The sequence below is a fragment of the Pseudomonas sp. 44 R 15 genome (assembly GCF_900004965.1).
In the GTDB taxonomy this organism is placed as follows: Bacteria; Pseudomonadota; Gammaproteobacteria; order Pseudomonadales; family Pseudomonadaceae; genus Aquipseudomonas; species Aquipseudomonas orientalis_A.
Genome location: NZ_CVTU01000115.1, coordinates 24,790 through 41,829 on the forward strand (window position 1 = coordinate 24,790; position 17,040 = coordinate 41,829).

Annotated in this window: 18 protein-coding genes; 13 read left to right on the forward strand and 5 right to left on the reverse strand. The window is 62.3% G+C overall.

Annotation, left to right across the window (positions count from 1 at the left end; translation table 11 throughout):
- Window positions 1-250: 250 nt before the first annotated feature.
- The 3 genes from BFP93_RS23800 to BFP93_RS23810 all read right to left on the reverse strand — a co-directional run bounded on the left by BFP93_RS23800 (window position 251) and on the right by BFP93_RS23810 (window position 3,201).
- Complete coding sequence (locus tag BFP93_RS23800; RefSeq protein WP_065886828.1) at window positions 251-892, reverse strand: oxidoreductase; 642 nt, start codon at window positions 890-892, stop codon at window positions 251-253.
- Between the two features lie 29 nt (window positions 893-921).
- Complete coding sequence (locus tag BFP93_RS23805; protein ID WP_065895160.1) at window positions 922-2,640, reverse strand: C13 family peptidase; 1,719 nt, start codon at window positions 2,638-2,640, stop codon at window positions 922-924.
- Window positions 2,641-2,745: 105 nt separating this feature from the next.
- Window positions 2,746-3,201, reverse strand: a complete 456-nt coding sequence (locus BFP93_RS23810) for a MaoC family dehydratase (RefSeq protein WP_065886830.1) — start codon at window positions 3,199-3,201, stop codon at window positions 2,746-2,748.
- A 181-nt stretch (window positions 3,202-3,382) separates the two neighbouring features.
- Between BFP93_RS23810 and BFP93_RS23815 the strand changes: the two genes are divergently transcribed.
- The 4 genes from BFP93_RS23815 (at window position 3,383) to BFP93_RS23830 (ending at window position 5,378) form a co-directional block, all read left to right on the forward strand.
- A complete protein-coding gene (locus BFP93_RS23815) occupies window positions 3,383-3,736 on the forward strand; it encodes a CidA/LrgA family protein (RefSeq protein ID WP_065895161.1) in 354 nt (117 codons plus the stop codon).
- Window positions 3,733-4,449, forward strand: a complete 717-nt coding sequence (locus BFP93_RS23820; protein WP_065895162.1) for an LrgB family protein — start codon at window positions 3,733-3,735, stop codon at window positions 4,447-4,449. The genes BFP93_RS23815 and BFP93_RS23820 overlap by 4 nt, the downstream gene beginning before the upstream one ends.
- A gap of 21 nt (window positions 4,450-4,470) precedes the next feature.
- The gene (locus BFP93_RS23825) at window positions 4,471-5,061 is read left to right on the forward strand and encodes an LON peptidase substrate-binding domain-containing protein (RefSeq protein ID WP_065886833.1); all 591 of its coding nucleotides are present in this window, start codon (window positions 4,471-4,473) and stop codon (window positions 5,059-5,061) included.
- 101 nt (window positions 5,062-5,162) lie between these two features.
- Window positions 5,163-5,378 carry a hypothetical protein gene (locus BFP93_RS23830; protein ID WP_065895163.1) on the forward strand — a complete coding sequence of 72 codons (216 nt, stop codon included), beginning with the start codon at window positions 5,163-5,165 and terminating at the stop codon, window positions 5,376-5,378.
- Here BFP93_RS23830 and BFP93_RS23835 read toward each other — a convergent pair.
- Window positions 5,372-6,688, reverse strand: a complete 1,317-nt coding sequence (locus tag BFP93_RS23835; protein WP_065895164.1) for a bifunctional DedA family/phosphatase PAP2 family protein — start codon at window positions 6,686-6,688, stop codon at window positions 5,372-5,374. The genes BFP93_RS23830 and BFP93_RS23835 overlap by 7 nt on opposite strands.
- 75 nt (window positions 6,689-6,763) lie before the next feature.
- Window positions 6,764-7,450, reverse strand: coding sequence for a DNA-3-methyladenine glycosylase (locus BFP93_RS23840; RefSeq protein WP_065895165.1), 687 nt, complete (start codon window positions 7,448-7,450; stop codon window positions 6,764-6,766).
- Between the two features lie 175 nt (window positions 7,451-7,625).
- Between BFP93_RS23840 and BFP93_RS23845 the strand changes: the two genes are divergently transcribed.
- From BFP93_RS23845 to BFP93_RS23885, 9 genes are all read left to right on the forward strand, one after another.
- Window positions 7,626-8,891, forward strand: a complete 1,266-nt coding sequence (locus BFP93_RS23845) for a glutamate-5-semialdehyde dehydrogenase (protein ID WP_065895166.1) — start codon at window positions 7,626-7,628, stop codon at window positions 8,889-8,891.
- Complete coding sequence (nadD, locus tag BFP93_RS23850; RefSeq protein WP_065886838.1) at window positions 8,891-9,535, forward strand: nicotinate-nucleotide adenylyltransferase; 645 nt, start codon at window positions 8,891-8,893, stop codon at window positions 9,533-9,535. The genes BFP93_RS23845 and nadD overlap by 1 nt, the downstream gene beginning before the upstream one ends.
- Window positions 9,536-9,604: 69 nt before the next feature.
- Entirely contained in the window at window positions 9,605-10,099 is a 495-nt protein-coding gene (rsfS, locus tag BFP93_RS23855; protein ID WP_003176298.1) for a ribosome silencing factor, read from the forward strand.
- A gap of 9 nt (window positions 10,100-10,108) precedes the next feature.
- A complete protein-coding gene (rlmH, locus tag BFP93_RS23860) occupies window positions 10,109-10,576 on the forward strand; it encodes a 23S rRNA (pseudouridine(1915)-N(3))-methyltransferase RlmH (protein WP_065895167.1) in 468 nt (155 codons plus the stop codon).
- Window positions 10,577-10,591: 15 nt separating this feature from the next.
- Entirely contained in the window at window positions 10,592-12,490 is a 1,899-nt protein-coding gene (gene mrdA / locus BFP93_RS23865) for a penicillin-binding protein 2 (protein ID WP_065886839.1), read from the forward strand.
- Between the two features lie 31 nt (window positions 12,491-12,521).
- Window positions 12,522-13,625, forward strand: coding sequence for a rod shape-determining protein RodA (gene rodA, locus BFP93_RS23870; protein ID WP_057724897.1), 1,104 nt, complete (start codon window positions 12,522-12,524; stop codon window positions 13,623-13,625).
- Window positions 13,626-13,642: 17 nt separating this feature from the next.
- A complete protein-coding gene (gene mltB, locus BFP93_RS23875; protein ID WP_065895168.1) occupies window positions 13,643-14,653 on the forward strand; it encodes a lytic murein transglycosylase B in 1,011 nt (336 codons plus the stop codon).
- Window positions 14,653-15,657: a septal ring lytic transglycosylase RlpA family protein gene (locus tag BFP93_RS23880; RefSeq protein ID WP_065895169.1), complete on the forward strand. Its 1,005-nt coding sequence runs from the start codon at window positions 14,653-14,655 to the stop codon at window positions 15,655-15,657. The genes mltB and BFP93_RS23880 overlap by 1 nt, the downstream gene beginning before the upstream one ends.
- A gap of 183 nt (window positions 15,658-15,840) precedes the next feature.
- The gene (locus tag BFP93_RS23885; protein ID WP_065895170.1) at window positions 15,841-16,998 is read left to right on the forward strand and encodes a D-alanyl-D-alanine carboxypeptidase family protein; all 1,158 of its coding nucleotides are present in this window, start codon (window positions 15,841-15,843) and stop codon (window positions 16,996-16,998) included.
- Window positions 16,999-17,040: the final 42 nt, after the last annotated feature.

The following is a 17,040-nucleotide window of genomic DNA, read 5'->3' on the forward strand; positions in this document are numbered from 1 at the left end:
CGGCGTCCTGCCGGGTTACCCACGGATTCAAGCCTGCGTTCGGCCAGCGTGGTTTAACGGGGCGCCTGAGATCAAGATCAAAAGCCAGATCAAGGGCGACTCGCTTCGCATCGTGGTTACCGTTTGGCGCTGCTGAGTTGTGTAGATGCCTATGCCCCGATGGCGGTAGTCCAGTCAATATCTTCAGCGACTGACACTCCGCTATCGGGGGCAAGCCCCCTCCCACATGGGGTTCAGTGTTTGCCGTTATCTATTTGCCGAGCTTGCGCAGCTCGTCCGACTCTACGACCCGCACGCCATCCTGCTCTTCCAGCGCCAGGCGCCACAGCGCGCGGGCCAGTTCGCACACTTCGATACCGTGGTACTTGCCCGGAATCAACCGAGACAACGGCCCGGCCAGTTGTTCGGCCAGGCGCGGTTCGAGTCGTTCGCCCAACAACAACGATGGCCGCGCGATGGTCAGTTGCGGCCAATCCTGGGCTCGCAATGCCTGTTCCATTTCGCCTTTGACCCGGTTGTAGAACACCGAGGATTTCGGGTCGGCGCCAATCGCGCTGATCACGATCAGGTGCCGTGCGCCCAGTTCCCGAGCGCGCTTGGCGAAGGCCACCACCATATCCAGGTCGACCGCACGAAACGCCGCTTCGGAACCGGCCTTCTTGATCGTGGTACCCAAACAGCAGAAGGCGATATCCACCCGGCCGCTCAGTTGAGGCAGGAACACTGCAGGGTCGCCTACCGGGTTTTCCAGGCGTGGGTGTTCAGCCAGTGGTTTACGGCTGGGTGCCAGGACGCGGGTGACGGTGGGTTCGTTGAGCAGGCGGTCCAGCAAGTGTTCGCCGGTGAGGCCGGAAGCACCGGCCAGTAAGATATGCTGCGGTGTCAGGTACATGGTGTTTCCCCCTTGTTACACGTTACAGCTTAGTTGCCTTTGGCTTCCTTGCTATTCATTGAGACGCTTTCCAGCGCCTTTCGTGCCTGCTGTTTACGTAATAGTTGCCAGTGGGCGATCACGCCCTTGGGGGCCCAGATCTGCGGTTCGGAGGCTTCGAAATTGTCCGCCTGTTCGCGTTCGGCCACGTGCAGTTGTGCCAGTTTGAAGGCCTGTTGCAAATCGTCCGTTTGGTTGAAAGCCTGTGCGAAAAGGGCATCACCGAAGTAGGTAAAGTCCGCTTCTTCCGAGCAGCCGAACGACACGCGATCCGCGCGTGAGGCGGTCATGATCAGCGTGCGCTCATCTTTCAATGCCGGGATGAAGCCGCCGGAGTAGCAGGCGGAAATCACGATGATCTTGTCGCGGTTTTTCAATGGCGCGAGCACCGCCGCCAGCTCATCGGCCGGCAGGTCGGCCAGTTCCATGCGCGGCTGGTCGAGCACCAGTTCGTGTTCGTGGGTGCCGTGGCTGGTCATGTAGATGAACACCAGGTCTTCCGGCCCGCTGCGCTCGGCCAGGGTTTGCACGGCCCGGCGCAGGTTCTCGCGGGTGGCCATGGGCCGGTCGGCGATATGGTCGCGGTGGTTGACCAGGCGAATCTGCCCATGGGCACCGAAGCGGGTGGCGAGCATGTTGCTGACGTAATCGGCTTCGCGCAGGAACACGCTTTGCTTGCCGTCGCCGGCCAATGCCAGGGTGTACAGCTCGACGGCGGGCGTGGACGCAGGGACGGCGGCGAGGGCTTCGGCCAGCAGTTGGCCCTGGGCCAGGACGCCGATTTCCAGTGGGTCTGGCAGCAGCTTGCCCTCGGCGTCGCGCACGCGCATGCCGTTGACCCAGGTGCCGGCCTGTACCGTACCGTCGGTCAGCACCAGCGTGCCGCGACCCTGGTAGCTGTCGCTGTCAAAGCCGCCGATATAGAAGCTGCCATCGGTAAGGTTCAAGCGACCTTCGCCGCTGAAGCGCCAGTCGCTGAACTGGCCGACGTAATGGCTGCCATCGACGCCGATCAGTTCGCCTTTGCCGCTCAGGGCGCCTTCCTTGAACTGGCCGATCCAGACGTCGCCGTCGGCGTTTTCATAGCGTCCCTTGCCGTTGAGCTGGTTCTGTTGGAACTGGCCGACGTAGATATCGCCATCCGCGCTGTTGAACGTGCCGTTGCCTTCCAGCTGGCCATCGACGAAGTGGCCGCTGAACTGATTGCCGCTGTCGTCGTTGCGCTGGCCTTCGCCATTGGGTTTGCCGTGGGCGAATTGGCCCTGGTATTGGCTGCCGTCGGCCAGCTCCAGGCGCCCGAGGCCGGAATACTGGTCGTCCTTGAATTCGCCGCGATAGGTCATCTGCCCCTCTTTGAGGGTGCCTTCGCCGTTGCGTCGACCGTTCTTGAACCCGCCCACGTAACTGCTGCCCGCCGTGGTCAGGCTGCCCTGGCCATCGAACAGGCCTTGCTTGAATTGACCTTTGTAGACTTCGCCGTTGCTGCCATGCCATTCGCCCTGACCATGCCACTGGCCTTTATGGAACTCGCCGGCGTACCAACTGCCGTTGGGGTAGTCGACGCGCCCCTGGCCTTGCAGCAAGCCGTCGACCACATCGCCCCGGTAGCGGCCGCCATCGGGCAGGCGCGCATCGGGCGGCAACAGCGATTCGCCATCTCCGCAAGCGGTGAGCAACAGGGCAAGGGCAAGGGGAGCGAGTGGGCGCATAGCGGCATCCGGATAATTGAGCGCCGAGTATGCCGCAGCTGCGCGTTTCATACATAAATTTACATACACTGTGGCAAGGTTTGTTGCCTCGCCACAGGCAACGTCCTACACGAAGCAGAGTGACAATGACTCAGCGATGTAAGCCGGTTTTTCCTGACCTTCGATTTCCAGGGTGGCGGTGGCCTTAAATAGCCATTGGCCAGGTTTTTTCTCATGGACGTCGGTGAGGGTGACATTCAGGCGAACCCTGGAGTCGACCTTCACCGGCTGTATGAAGCGCACACTGTCCAGGCCGTAGTTGATGGCCATCTTCAGGCCCTCGGGCATGATCAGGATGTCCTCCATCAGCTTGGGCATCAGCGACAGCGACAGGAACCCATGGGCGATGGTGCTGCCGAACGGGGTTTGCGCGGCCTTGGCCGGGTCGACGTGGATAAACTGATGATCGCCGGTGGCCTCTGCGAACAGGTTGATGCGCGCCTGGTCGATGGTGAGCCATTCGGAACGTCCCAGTTCCTTGCCGACATAATCGTTGAGCTGCGCTACGGGTACATAGGGCATTGCGTTTCTCCTGGGTTCATCATTTTTATCCCCGCTGACGAGGGGTTTTTTATGGGATACAGAGAACCAATGTAGATCATCATGGGCAATCGACGCGGTCAACCCAACATGCTTTTGGCGAATGCCGGAGCATAGGGCGGGCGTGCTTATAATGCGCACGAACTTTGAGGGGGCAGAGAGGATGTTGTTACGTGGCCTGACCTGGCTGGTGCTGTTTCAATTGATCGGCACTGCGCTCAACCATCTGCTGTTGCCGGTATTGCCGGGGCCGATCATCGGCCTGCTGCTGATGCTCGGCTTCCTGATCTGGCGCGGCGAAGTCAGCGAGCCGCTGAGCCTGGCGGCCGGCAGCCTGCTGCGCTATTTGCCGTTGCTGCTGGTGCCGCCGGCCGTGGGCGTGATGGTGTATGCCAGGGACATCGTTGCCGACTTCTGGGCTATCGTCGGCGCGCTGCTGCTGTCGCTGGTCATCGCGATGGCGGTTGTCGGCGTGCTGATGGAACGGTTGGTCCGGCGCAAGGAGAAGGAACAATGATGTTCGACTGGCAGGGCGCCTGGACGGCCGTCATTCATCACCCCTTGTTCGGCATCGGCATTACCCTGGGCGCTTATCAACTGGTGTTGGCGGCTTTCGAGAAAACCCGCTGGATCTTCCTGCAGCCGGTGCTGGTCTCCATGTTGCTGGTGATTGGCGTGTTGCTGATCTGCGGCCTGGACTACACCGAATACCGCAAGAGCACCGAGATCATGGGCATTCTGCTGGGGCCGGCGACGGTGGCCCTGGCGGTGCCGCTTTATTTGAACCTGCGACGGATTCGCCAATTGTTCTGGCCGATTTTTACTACGCTGGTGATAGGCGGCGTGTTGGCCACCGGCCTGTGCGTGTGGTTGGGCTGGTGGTTCGGTGCCGAGCACAGGGTGCTGATGACCATGGCGCCCAAGTCGGTGACGTCGCCGATTGCGATGTTGGTGGCCGAGCAGATCGGCGGGGTGGCGGCATTGGCTGCGGTGTTCGTGCTGATCACCGGGGTGGCCGGCGCGATGATCGGCCCGGCGTTCCTGTCGCGCCTGGGTGTCTACAGCCCCGAGGCGCGCGGCATGGCCCTGGGCATGACCGCCCACGCGGTCGGCACCTCGGTGGCTCTGCAGGAAAGCGAAGAATGCGGCGCCTTTGCGGCGCTGGCCATGAGTTTGATGGGCGTGGCCACGGCAGTGTTCCTGCCGCTGGCCGTGTCCGTGATCGTTTAAACCGGGTTTAAGGAAGCCTTTATGAGTCTGGCGCTGTTTCCCCTCAACACCGTGCTGTTCCCTGGGTGCACCCTCGATTTGCAACTGTTCGAGGCGCGTTACTTGGACATGATCAGTCGCTGCATGAAAAAGGGCGAAAGCTTCGGTGTGGTGTGCATCCTCGATGGCAAGGAAGTCGGCCTGGCCCCGGATGGCTATGCGCTGATCGGCTGTGAAGCGCTGATCCGCGACTTTAAACAACAGGACAATGGCCTGCTGGGGATTCGCGTCGAGGGCGGGCGGCGTTTTCGCGTGCGCGATGCCGAGGTCCAGAAGGACCAGTTGCTGGTGGCCCAGGTGCAATGGCTGGAGGAACTGCCGGACCAGCCGCTGGAAGAAGAGGACGCCGACCTGCTGGCGCTGCTGCAGGCGTTGGCCGAGCACCCGATGGTCGCGTCGCTGGATATGGACGCCCATGCCGAGGGTCAGCAGGCCCTGAGTCATCAGCTGGCGTATCTGCTGCCGTTCACCGAGGCGGATAAAGTCGACCTGCTGCAACTCGACGATCCGCAACAGCGGCTGGATGCGATCCAGATGTTGCTGGATGAATTGCAGGGTGAATTGTTCCCCTGAGATTCGGAATGCTCTGACGCGGGTATCAGACTTTGTTTCGTCGTTTTCAGGGACGTGGACTGCACTATTTTCCGATCACACCCCAATGATCGGAGATCACCATGATTCAGCTGACACCCTCGGAACAAGTGGCCTGGGACGCGTATTTCGTCAGCGTCACCACCCAGTTACTCCAGCACGATCCCGCGCGCGGCGCGCAATACATCGCCGAGCGCGCCGCCGACCTTGCCGATGAAATGCTGTTGGAGCGACGCGAGCGCTGTGTTGAACGGCGCAGCGCGTCGGTGGACTGGATCGGCCCGGCCAAGGGTCAGTAGGCGTACCTGAGCAACGCGTGGGACGTGCCGGTAAACGCGATAAAGCCGAGCACCGCCACGATCACCGGCAATACCAGCCACCAGGCTTTTTGCGTCATCGGCGGCAACGGGCTGCGGTATTGAATGAGGGTGAGGCTCAATGCGCACACGCTCATCGCCAGGAGCGTGCCGGCCAGGATATCCGTGGGCCAGTGAGCGCCCAGGTACACCCGCGACAACGCTATGAACGCCGCAGGTATGCAGCCCAGCAGCAGCCAGGTCAGGCGCAGTCGCGTGGGTTGGCCTCGGCCGGCCAGTACCGCCAGGGCCAGGAAGAACGCAAACGCGCCGGAGGCATGGCCGCTGGGCATGCTGAAACTGGTGAGCGGGTCGGTGAGGATTTCCGGGCGGCCACGGGCGAAGAAGAGCTTGGTGCCAGTATTGATCACGGCGGCGCCCGCCAGCGTGGCGCCGACGAAGATGGCATGACGCCACTGTCGCGCCAGCAACAACAGGCCGGTAAACACCGCGCTGGCGACGAACATTTTCTTGAATTCGCCCAGCTGGGTGATCCGTACCATCACCTCGTCGAGCCACGGGCTGCGATGTTCCTGCACCAGTGCGCTCAGGCCGTGGTCGAAATCGTTGAGATGCGGGTAGCCGATAAACAGTGCGACCAGCAACGTCAGGCTGGCGCAGCCGATCCACAGGGTGGCGCGACGATGGCCGCGCAGGCTGCTGTTCAAGCTCAGCCCCAGCAGTGCCGCCAGGCAGGCCGCGACAATCGCCGCTTCCGGCCAGAAACCTTCGGGCAGGGGCAAGCGGAACGCCGCACCGGCAGCCCAGCCCGGCAACAGATACGCCACTGACCAGCCTGCCGCCGCGATAACGCTGACGATCGCGAAGCGCGGGAACGGCATGTCGCACATGCCGGCGACCATCGGCAGCATGGGCCGCAACGGGCCAATGAAACGCCCTACCAGCAGGCTGGCGATGCCGTACTTATGGAAGTAGGTTTCCGCACCGTTCATCCACTCGGGATGATGGCGCAGGCCGGGCAGGCGCCGGATGTTCTGGTGGAAATGCCGGCCCAGGTAGTAGGACACCCCGTCGCCCAGTAAGCCGCCGAGGAAGCCCAGCAACAGGGTCTCACTCAACGACAACGCGCCGCTGCCGGCCAGCGCGGCAATCGCAAACAGCAGCACCGTGCCCGGCACGATCAGCCCGGCGATGGCCAGGCATTCCACGCACGCGACGATAAACACCGCCACTGCCAGCCATTGTGGGTTAAGGGTCAGCCAGCCGGTGATGCTATCGAGCCATTGGCCCATACAATCCACTCCATCTCTGTAATGCATATGCTCAAACGCTGATGATCAACGGTGGGAGCCGCTGTGCTGCAAGCATCATCCAATCAAAAAATAATCGCGGCCTTCGACCTGCCCGCGCCGCAGCGGGTTCCGTGTGCAATAAGGCGCATAGCCAGCATCGACGAAGCGGTACATCAAGTGCTCATCGCGCCCACTGGGAATGCCCAGCCGTGTGGTCTGGATAATCTGCGTGGGCACCTGGCCCACGTCCTCGACATACAACCGTTCCTGATCGAAGCGCTTGGCATCCCACATCGGTACTTTCAGGCCGAGCGCCTTGCACAGCAGCGTCTGGCCCGCACAGAGTTTCTGCGAAGGACGCGGGCTGCCGTCGGGGTTGGGGTTGTTCAACAGCATGTGCGCCAGGCTCGCCGGCCCGGACCTCTCATCGACCCAGGGATAGGCCGATTTGATCAGCACGGCATTGCCCGGGCCATGGGCGCTGAAGTTCAGCGAATCACCGCCACGGGCGTAGTACATGTAGATATGCCCACCATCCAGAAACAAAGCCTTACGTTTTTCTGTGTAACCGAGTGAGGCGTGACTGCCTTTTTCGGCCACGTAATAGGCTTCGGTTTCAATAATCCGCGCTGAAAGCCAGATTTGGCCGACACGATGACGAATGACTTTGCCGAGCAATTCTTGCGCGAGCAGCTGGGCGTCGCGGTCGAAGAAGCTGTCGGGGAGGGCGCTGGCGGGGCGTTCGGGCGTGATGGTGGACATAACGTTCAGGGTTATTACGGCTAAATGTGACGGAATCATAACAACTCTCACCTTAATTACCGCTGAACCCCAGGTTTTTACAGTTCATTTCGACCATCCGCCCCTCACCGCTGTCAGTCAGGCGGCGTCACAGCTATAATCTGCCGCTTTCCTCTTTGCCAAGACTTCCTGACCCATGACTGAGTCCGTTCTTGACTACATGACCCGCCTGGGTCGCGCTGCCCGTCAGGCCTCGCGGTTGATCGCCCGTGCGAGCACCGCGCAGAAGAACCGTGCCCTGCTGGCCGCCGCCGATGCTCTGGATGCTGCGCGCTCCGAGTTGGCCGCCGCCAACGAACAGGACCTGGCCAACGGCCGCGCCAATGGCCTGGAGCCGGCCCTGCTGGACCGCCTGGCACTGACCCCGGCGCGTATCGACGACATGATCGAAGGCTTGCGTCAGGTGGCCAAGTTGCCTGACCCCATCGGTGAAATTCGCGATATGCGTTACCTGCCGTCCGGCATCCAGGTCGGCAAGATGCGCGTGCCCCTGGGCGTGATCGGCATCATCTACGAGTCGCGTCCGAACGTGACCATCGACGCCGCGAGCCTGTGCCTGAAGTCAGGCAACGCCACCATCCTGCGTGGCGGTTCCGAGGCGATCCATTCCAACCGCGCCATCGCGGCCTGCATCCAGCAAGGCCTGGCCGTGGCCGAGTTGCCCGCCGAAGTGGTGCAAGTGGTGGAAACCACCGACCGCGCCGCCGTTGGCGCGCTGATCACCATGCCGGAATTCGTCGACGTGATCGTGCCACGCGGTGGCAAGGGCCTGATCGAGCGCGTCAGCCGCGATGCCAAGGTGCCGGTGATCAAGCACCTGGACGGCGTGTGCCACGTATACATCGACATCGCCGCCGACCTCGACAAGGCGATCCGCATCGCCGACAACGCCAAGACCCATCGCTACGCGCCGTGCAACACCATGGAAACCCTGTTGGTGCACGCCGGCATTGCCGAGCGCGTGCTGCCGCCGCTGGCGGCCATCTACCGCGACAAGGCTGTGGAATTGCGCGGTTGCGAGCGTACCCGTGCGCTGCTGGGCGCGGACGTGATCGAGGCCACCGAGCAGGACTGGTACACCGAATACACCGCGCCGATCCTGTCGATCCGCATTGTCGACGACCTGGACCAGGCCATCGAACACATCAACACCTACGGCTCCAAGCACACCGACGCCATCGTCTCCGAGCATTTCAGCGATGCCCGGCGTTTCCTCACTGAAGTGGATTCCGCTTCGGTGATGATCAATGCCTCGACGCGCTTTGCCGATGGTTTCGAGTACGGCCTGGGGGCGGAAATCGGCATTTCCACCGACAAGCTCCACGCACGCGGCCCGGTCGGCCTGGAAGGCCTGACCAGCGAGAAGTACGTGGTGTTCGGCGACGGTCATGTGCGCACTTGATGGCTAAACGCATCGGGCTGCTCGGCGGTACTTTCGACCCCGTGCACATCGGCCATTTGCGCAGTGCCCTGGAAGTCGCGGATGCCCTGGCGTTGGACGAGGTGCGCCTGATGCCCAATTTCCGGCCGCCTCACCGCGATACGCCGCAGGTGTCCGCGCAGCAGCGCCTGGAAATGGTGCGCGTTGCGGTGGAGGGCATAGCACCGCTGGTGATGGACGATCGCGAGCTCAAGCGCGATAAACCGTCCTACACTGTCGACACCCTGGAACTGATGCGCGCCGAGTTGGCCGCCGATGACCAGGTGTTTCTGCTTTTGGGCTGGGACGCATTTTGCGGCCTGCCCTCTTGGCACCGCTGGGAGGAACTCCTCCAGCATTGCCACATCCTGGTTCTGCAACGCCCGGATGCCGACAGCGAACCGCCGGATGCCTTGCGCAACCTGCTGGCCGCGCGGTCGGTAAGTGACCCCTTGGCCCTGACCGGGCCGAACGGGAATATTGCATTCGTCTGGCAGACCCCGCTTGCGGTGTCCGCCACCCAGATCCGTCAACTGCTGGCCAGCGGTAAGTCGGTACGTTTCCTGGTGCCTGACGCGGTCCTGGCCTACATCGATGCGCACGGGCTTTACCGTGCGTCGAACTGAAAAGGCGCGCTTGAATGCACGAAAAATCGTGCAGCGAGCGCCCGAACATACGAGCAAAACGAGTTTTATATGACGAACAAAGACGTAAGCAAAGTTAAGCGCAAAGGCACCTTCAAAAGCGCACCGCTGCCGGTAGAAGCCCACGTTGGCCCGGAACTGGCCGGTGAAGAGCTGGTAAAAGTCGCCGTGGCGGCCCTGGAAGACGTCAAAGCCCAGGACATCCAGGTGCTGGACGTACGCGACAAGCAGAGCATCACCGACTTCATGATCATCGCCACCGGTACCTCCAACCGCCAGATCGGCGCGATGCTGGACAAGGTTCGTGAAGCCGTCAAAGCCCAGGGCGTAAAGCCGCTGGGTGAAGAAGGCAAGGGCGACAGCGACTGGGTACTGCTGGACATGGACGACGTGATCGTTCACATGATGACCAGCAACGCCCGCCAGTTCTACGACCTGGAGCGTCTGTGGAAAGGCGCCGAGCAGAGCCGTGCGGCGGATGGCAAGCACCACAGCCCGGAAGTGGGCCACGCGCACTTCGACAAGCTCAACAAAGACCAGGAATAAGGAACGGCTGTGCGCCTGCGTCTGATCGCTGTCGGTTCACGCATGCCCAAGTGGGTGGAAGAGGGCTGGCACGAGTACGCCAAGCGTCTGCCTGCCGAGCTGTCGCTTGAACTGGTGGGAATACCGCTCAATACCCGGGGCAAGAACGCCGACGTGGCGCGCTTTATCCGTCAGGAAGGCGAAGCCATGTTGGCCAAGGTCGGCCCCAACGAGCGCATCGTCACCCTCGAAGTGCACGGCAAGCCCTGGAGCACCGAGCAGTTGGCGGTGGAACTGGACCGCTGGCGCCTGGACTCGCGCACCGTCAACTTCATGGTCGGCGGCCCCGAAGGGCTGGCGCCGGAAGTCTGTGCGCGGGCCGATCAGCGCTGGTCGCTGTCGGCGCTCACGCTGCCGCACCCGTTGGTAAGGATTCTGATCGGTGAACAGCTGTATCGCGCCTGGACAGTTCTGTCCGGGCACCCTTATCACAAATAATCTGCGCCATAGCCGATGACCCAGCCGATCCGCATCAAGGACCACGAGAAGGACGCACGTCTTGTACGCGCGCGCGTGGTGTTTGGCGCGATCATGGTGGTGGCATTGATTGGTGTGCTGATCGCCCGTCTGTATTACCTGCAGGTGATCCAGTACGAGTATCACTCCACCTTGTCGGAAAACAATCGGGTGCATGTGCAGCCGATCCCGCCGACCCGTGGGCTGATTTTCGACCGCAATGGCGTGGTAGTGGCGGATAACCGGCCCAGTTTCAGCCTGAGCATGACCCGCGAGCGTTCCGGCGACTGGCAGCAGGTGCTCGATGTGATTGTTGAAGTGCTGCAGCTGACGCCGGAAGACCGGGTCATTTTCGAGAAACGCATGAAGCAGGGACGCCGGCCTTTCGAGCCGGTGCCGATTCTGTTCGAGTTGAACGAAGAACAGATCGCGCGGATCGCGGTGAACCAGTTCCGCCTGCCGGGCGTGGAAGTGGTGGCGCAGTTGGTGCGGCATTACCCGCAGGGGCCGCACTTTGCCCACTCGGTCGGCTATATGGGGCGCATCAACGAGAAAGAGCTCAAAAGCCTCGATCCGGTCAATTACAGCGGCACCCATCACATCGGCAAAACCGGCATCGAGCGTTTCTACGAGCCCGAACTGCACGGTCAGGTGGGTTACGAAGAAGTCGAGACCAACGCCCGTGGCCGCGTGCTGCGCGTACTCAAGCGCACCGACCCCTTGCCGGGCAAGGACATCGTGCTGAGCCTGGACATCAAGTTGCAGGAAGCCGCCGAAATGGCGCTGGGCGGTCGTCGCGGTGCGGTGGTGGCGCTGGACCCGAAGACCGGCGAAGTCCTGGCCATGGTCAGCCAGCCGAGTTTCGACCCCAACCTGTTCGTGACCGGCATCAGCTTCAAGGCCTACGCCGAATTGCGCGACTCCATCGACCGGCCGCTGTTCAACCGGGTGCTGCGCGGCCTGTATCCGCCGGGGTCGACCATCAAGCCGGCGGTGGCGATTGCCGGTCTGGATTCGGGGGTGGTCACCGCCTCGAGCCGGGTCTATGACCCCGGCTATTACATGCTGCCCAACTACGATCACAAATACCGTAACTGGAACCGCTCCGGTGACGGCTATGTCGACCTGGACACCGCCATCATGCGTTCCAACGACACCTATTTTTATGACCTGGCCCACAAGCTGGGGATTGATCGCCTGGCGGCCTACATGGGCAAGTTCGGCCTCGGCCAGAAGGTCTCCCTGGACATGTTCGAAGAGTCTCCCGGCCTGATGCCCTCGCGCGAATGGAAGCGGGCGACGCGTCGCCAGGCGTGGTTCCCCGGCGAAACCCTGATCCTCGGCATCGGCCAGGGCTACATGCAGGCCACCCCGCTGCAACTGGCCCAGGCAACTGCGCTGGTGGCGAACAAGGGCGTGTGGAACCGGCCGCACCTGGCCAGGACCATCGAGGGCGAGAAACCGGTGGATGAGAACCCGATCCCCGACATCGTGCTGCGCGACCCTTCCGACTGGGCCAAGGTCAATCATGGCATGCAGCAGGTGATGCACGGCGCTCGCGGCACCGCACGCAAGGCGGCGCTCGGCGCGCAATACCGCATCGCCGGCAAGAGCGGTACCGCCCAGGTAGTCGCGATCAAGCAGGGTGAAAAATATGACCGCTCCAAGGTGCAGGAGCGCCACCGCGACCACGCCTTGTTTGTCGGCTTTGCCCCTGCCGATGACCCGAAAATCGTGGTGGCGGTGATGGTGGAGAACGGCGAGTCCGGTTCCGGTGTGGCTGCGCCTGTGGTGCGCCAGATCATGGACGCCTGGCTGCTGGCCCCCGACGGCAAGCTCAAGCCCGAATATGGCGGCCCCCCTTCCAGCCCCGAGGTTACGGCCCGTGAAGAGTAATTTTGACCGCATCCTCTCCAGTGAGGATGTGATGCGTCGCCGTGCGACGTTGCTGCAACGCATGCACATTGACGGCCCGTTGCTGGTGCTGCTGCTGATACTGGCGGCCGGCAGCCTGTTTGTGCTGTATTCGGCCAGCGGCAAGAACTGGGACCTGCTGATCAAGCAAGCGTCGTCGTTCGGCCTGGGCCTGTTGTCGATGGTGGTGATCGCCCAGCTCGAGCCGCGGTTCATGGCGCGCTGGGTGCCGCTGGGCTATGTCGCCGGGGTGTTGCTGCTGGTGGTGGTGGACGTGATGGGGCACAACGCCATGGGCGCGACCCGCTGGATCAACATCCCGGGGGTGATTCGCTTCCAGCCGTCGGAATTCATGAAGATCCTGATGCCGGCCACCATCGCCTGGTACCTGTCCAAGCGCACCTTGCCGCCCCAGCTCAAGCATGTGGGGATCAGCCTGATCCTGATCGGCGTGCCGTTCATTCTGATCGTGCGCCAGCCGGACCTCGGCACCTCGTTGCTGATCCTGGCGGGGGGCGCGTTCGTACTGTTCATGGGCGGCCTGCGCTGGCGCTGGATTCTCAGCGTGCTGGCCGCTGCCGTGCCGGTGGCGGTGGCCATGTGGTTCTTCTTTATGCACGACTACCAGAAGCAGCGGATCCTGACGTTCCTCGACCCCGAAAGCGACCCGCTGGGTACCGGCTGGAACATCATCCAGTCAAAGGCCGCCATCGGTTCCGGCGGCGTGTTCGGCAAGGGCTGGCTGCTGGGGACCCAATCGCACCTGGACTTTTTGCCCGAAAGCCACACCGACTTCATTATCGCGGTGATGGGCGAAGAGTTCGGCCTGGTAGGCATCTGCGCGCTACTGCTGATCTATTTGCTGTTGATCGGGCGCGGGCTGGTGATTACCGCGCAGGCGCAGACGCTGTTCGGCAAGTTGCTGGCCGGCAGTCTGACCATGACGTTTTTTGTTTACGTTTTCGTCAACATCGGTATGGTCAGTGGCCTGTTGCCGGTGGTTGGGGTGCCGTTGCCATTCATTAGCTACGGCGGAACTTCGCTGGTGACATTGCTGTCAGCGTTTGGGGTTTTGATGTCGATTCATACGCATCGCAAATGGATCGCTCAGGTTTGAATAAGGTGAAGATGTCAATGCAAGTAATGCGCGGCTGGGCCACTCGGCATGCGTCCTGGATGGGCCTGATCGGGCTGCTGGGCGCAACGCAGGAGGTGCAGGCCGGTGACTACGATGGCTCACCCCAGGTCGCCGAATTCGTCGGTGAGATGACCCGCGACTACGGTTTCGCCGGTGAACAGCTGATGGGCGTGTTCCGCGAAGCGCGCAAAAAGCAGGCGATCCTCGACGCCATCTCGCGCCCCGCCGAGCGGGTCAAGCAGTGGAAGGAATATCGTCCGATGTTCCTCACCGACGCCCGTGTGGCCCGGGGCGTGGACTTCTGGCGCCAGCACGAGGCGGTACTGGCGCGCGCCGAGCAGGAATATGGCGTGCCGGCCCAGGTCATCGTCGCGATCATCGGCATTGAAACCTTTTACGGGCGCAACACCGGCAGTTACCGGGTGATCGACGCGTTGTCGACCCTGGGCTTCGATTACCCGCCGCGTGCCGAGTTCTTCCGCAAGGAGCTGCGCGAATTCCTGTTGCTGGCCCGCGAAGAACAGGTCGACCCGATGACCCTCAAGGGCTCGTACGCCGGGGCGATGGGCTTGCCGCAGTTCATGCCGAGCAGCTTTCGCGCCTACGCGGTGGATTTCGACGGCGACGGGCATATCAATATCTGGAGCAACCCCGACGATGCCATCGGCAGCGTGGCCAGCTACTTCAAGCGCCACGGCTGGGTCGGCGGAGAACCGGTGGTTGTGCGCGCCGATGTGACGGGCGAGCGTGCCGATGAAGGCCTGACCCAGGGAATCGACCCGGTGAAGACCGTCGGGGAGTTGCGAGCGCTGGGCTGGTCGAGTCAGAATGCGCCACGCGATGATATGCCGGTGACGGCGTTCCGCCTTGAAGGTGAAAATGGCCCGGAATACTGGATGGGCCTGAAGAATTTCTACGCAATCACGCGTTATAACCGCAGTGTGATGTACGCCATGGCCGTGCATCAGCTGTCAGACGAGCTGGTTCAAGCACGGGGCAACAAGTAATGCGGGTATCGCCGTTCAAAAAACCGCTCAAGCTGGTGGCGTTCGCCGCGTTGTCCCTGCTGATCGCCAGTTGCTCCACGACACCGAATCGAGCGCCGGCCAAGAAGGCCGGCGGTGCGGTGGTTCGCGCCCAGCCGGGCCTGGACATCAACCGTGCGCACAAGGACGGCGCGCCGTGGTGGGACGTGGATGTGTCCAAGATCCCGGATGCCACGCCAACCCTGCACTCCGGCCCCTACAAGGCCAACCCCTATACCGTGCTGGGCAAGAATTACTTCCCGCTGCAGGAATCCAAGACCTACGTGCAGTCGGGCACGGCGTCCTGGTACGGCACCAAGTTCCACGGCCAGAACACCGCCAACGGCGAAGTGTATGACCTGTACGGCATGAGTGCGGCGCACAAGACCCTGCCGCTGCCCAGCTACGTGCGCGTGACCAACCTGGACAACAACCGCACCGTGATTCTGCGGGTCAACGACCGTGGGCCGTTCTATTCGGACCGGATCATCGACCTCTCCTATGCTGCTGCGAAGAAACTCGGTTACGCCGAAATCGGTACCGCGCGGGTGAAAGTCGAAGGCATCGACCCGGCGCAGTACTGGGCCCAGCGTGGCAAGCCGGCGCCGTTGATGCTCAACGAGCCGCAAACCCCACAACCGCAAGTGACGGCGTCGACCGGCAAGATCGAACAATGGACACCGCCGCCGGCGCAGCATGCTCCGGATACGGTGGTCGTGCCCCATGCGGCGCCCGGCGCCTCCAAGGTGGGCGGGCAGTACCTGCAGGTGGGCGCTTTCGCCAACCCGGATGCGGCAGAACTGTTAAGGTCCAAGCTCAGCGGCATGGTCAGCGCGCCAGTGTTCATCAGCTCCATCGTGCGTAACCAGCAGACCCTGCACCGAGTGCGTATGGGGCCGATCGGCTCGCCGAGCGAGGTTGCGCAAGTGCAGAACAGCGTACGCCTGGCTAACCTGGGGCAGCCCAGCGTAGTGACTGCGGAATAAGGCAATACAGGATTGACGGTCCAGGTGCGTGCGCGTGCCCGGGCCCTGGTTGTTGGCTCGTTGAACAATAAAACCCAGGGGCAAGGGGTGAGCGGGCAACCGAACACGTGACAGTCTGGAAGCGGGCTGTCTGAATAGTTTTGCCCGCGAGGGCAAGTTTCCATAAGCAATTTCGAGAGACGGATGAACATCACCACCTTAGCCAAACGTACGTGCCTGCTTATCTCGCTGATCATCACCCCGGCCGCCTGGGCGGTTGAGATGGTGCCGGCTTCCCCGCAACTGGCCGCCAAGGCCTGGGTCCTCATGGATGCCGCCAGTGGCAACGTGCTGGTCGAAAGCGGTGGTGACGTGCGCCTGCCGCCTGCCAGCCTGACCAAACTGATGACCGCCTACATCGCGACCCTGGAAATCCGTCGCGGCCAGATCGGCGAGAACGATCCGGTAACCGTCAGCGAAAACGCCTGGCGTACCGGTGGTTCGCGGATGTTCATCAAAGTCGGCTCGCAAGTCACGGTCAGCGACCTGCTGCACGGCATCATCATCCAGTCCGGTAACGACGCCAGCGTGGCCCTGGCCGAACACATCGCCGGCAGCGAAGATGCGTTCGCCGACATGATGAACAAGACGGCCGGCGACCTGGGCATGACCAACAGCCACTTCATGAACCCGACCGGCCTGCCGAACCCGGAGCATTATTCGTCGGCTCACGACATGGCGATCCTGGCCCGCGCGATCATCCGTGTCGACCCGGTGCACTACGCCATCTACTCCCAGAAGGAATTCTTCTGGAACAACATCAAGCAGCCTAACCGCAACCTGTTGCTGTGGCGCGACAAGACCGTCGACGGCCTGAAAACCGGCCACACCGACGAAGCCGGCTACTGCATGGTGTCGTCCGCCGTACGTGATGGCCAGCGCCTGATCGCCGTGGTCTTCGGCACCAACAGCGAGCAGGCCCGTGCGGCCGAGACGCAAAAGCTGCTGACCTACGGCTTCCGCTTCTTCGAAACCCAGACCTTCTACCAGAAGGGCACCGAGCTTGCGACCGCGCCGGTCTGGAAGGGCGCGACCTCCCAGGTCAAGGCCGGCCTGGCCGATGACCTGACCCTGACCATGCCTAAAGGCCAGCTGAAAAAGCTCGCCGCCAGCATGACCCTGAACCCGCAACTGGTTGCGCCAATCGCCAAGGGTGATGTGATCGGCAAGGTTGAAGTCAAGCTCGAAGACAAGGTGGTGCACAGCGCCGACCTGATCGCACTGGACGCCGTCGACGAAGGTGGTATCTTCCGCCGCGTGTGGGATAGCATCCGTCTATTCTTCTACGGCTTGTTCAACTGATTGTGTGCACCTGCAAAGCCCCGCGTTGATCCGACGCGGGGC

What these genes read in the sequence shown, in the direction of transcription:
- BFP93_RS23800 (WP_065886828.1), bottom strand. Translation starts at nt 892, where the DNA reads ATGTACCTGACACCGCAGCATATCTTACTGGCCGGTGCTTCCGGCCTC.
- BFP93_RS23805 (WP_065895160.1), bottom strand. Translation starts at nt 2,640, where the DNA reads ATGCGCCCACTCGCTCCCCTTGCCCTTGCCCTGTTGCTCACCGCTTGC.
- BFP93_RS23810 (WP_065886830.1), bottom strand. Translation starts at nt 3,201, where the DNA reads ATGCCCTATGTACCCGTAGCGCAGCTCAACGATTATGTCGGCAAGGAA.
- BFP93_RS23815 (WP_065895161.1), top strand. Translation starts at nt 3,383, where the DNA reads ATGTTGTTACGTGGCCTGACCTGGCTGGTGCTGTTTCAATTGATCGGC.
- BFP93_RS23820 (WP_065895162.1), top strand. Translation starts at nt 3,733, where the DNA reads ATGATGTTCGACTGGCAGGGCGCCTGGACGGCCGTCATTCATCACCCC.
- BFP93_RS23825 (WP_065886833.1), top strand. Translation starts at nt 4,471, where the DNA reads ATGAGTCTGGCGCTGTTTCCCCTCAACACCGTGCTGTTCCCTGGGTGC.
- BFP93_RS23830 (WP_065895163.1), top strand. Translation starts at nt 5,163, where the DNA reads ATGATTCAGCTGACACCCTCGGAACAAGTGGCCTGGGACGCGTATTTC.
- BFP93_RS23835 (WP_065895164.1), bottom strand. Translation starts at nt 6,688, where the DNA reads ATGGGCCAATGGCTCGATAGCATCACCGGCTGGCTGACCCTTAACCCA.
- BFP93_RS23840 (WP_065895165.1), bottom strand. Translation starts at nt 7,450, where the DNA reads ATGTCCACCATCACGCCCGAACGCCCCGCCAGCGCCCTCCCCGACAGC.
- BFP93_RS23845 (WP_065895166.1), top strand. Translation starts at nt 7,626, where the DNA reads ATGACTGAGTCCGTTCTTGACTACATGACCCGCCTGGGTCGCGCTGCC.
- nadD (WP_065886838.1), top strand. Translation starts at nt 8,891, where the DNA reads ATGGCTAAACGCATCGGGCTGCTCGGCGGTACTTTCGACCCCGTGCAC.
- rsfS (WP_003176298.1), top strand. Translation starts at nt 9,605, where the DNA reads ATGACGAACAAAGACGTAAGCAAAGTTAAGCGCAAAGGCACCTTCAAA.
- mrdA (WP_065886839.1), top strand. Translation starts at nt 10,592, where the DNA reads ATGACCCAGCCGATCCGCATCAAGGACCACGAGAAGGACGCACGTCTT.
- rodA (WP_057724897.1), top strand. Translation starts at nt 12,522, where the DNA reads ATGCGTCGCCGTGCGACGTTGCTGCAACGCATGCACATTGACGGCCCG.
- mltB (WP_065895168.1), top strand. Translation starts at nt 13,643, where the DNA reads ATGCAAGTAATGCGCGGCTGGGCCACTCGGCATGCGTCCTGGATGGGC.
- BFP93_RS23880 (WP_065895169.1), top strand. Translation starts at nt 14,653, where the DNA reads ATGCGGGTATCGCCGTTCAAAAAACCGCTCAAGCTGGTGGCGTTCGCC.
- BFP93_RS23885 (WP_065895170.1), top strand. Translation starts at nt 15,841, where the DNA reads ATGAACATCACCACCTTAGCCAAACGTACGTGCCTGCTTATCTCGCTG.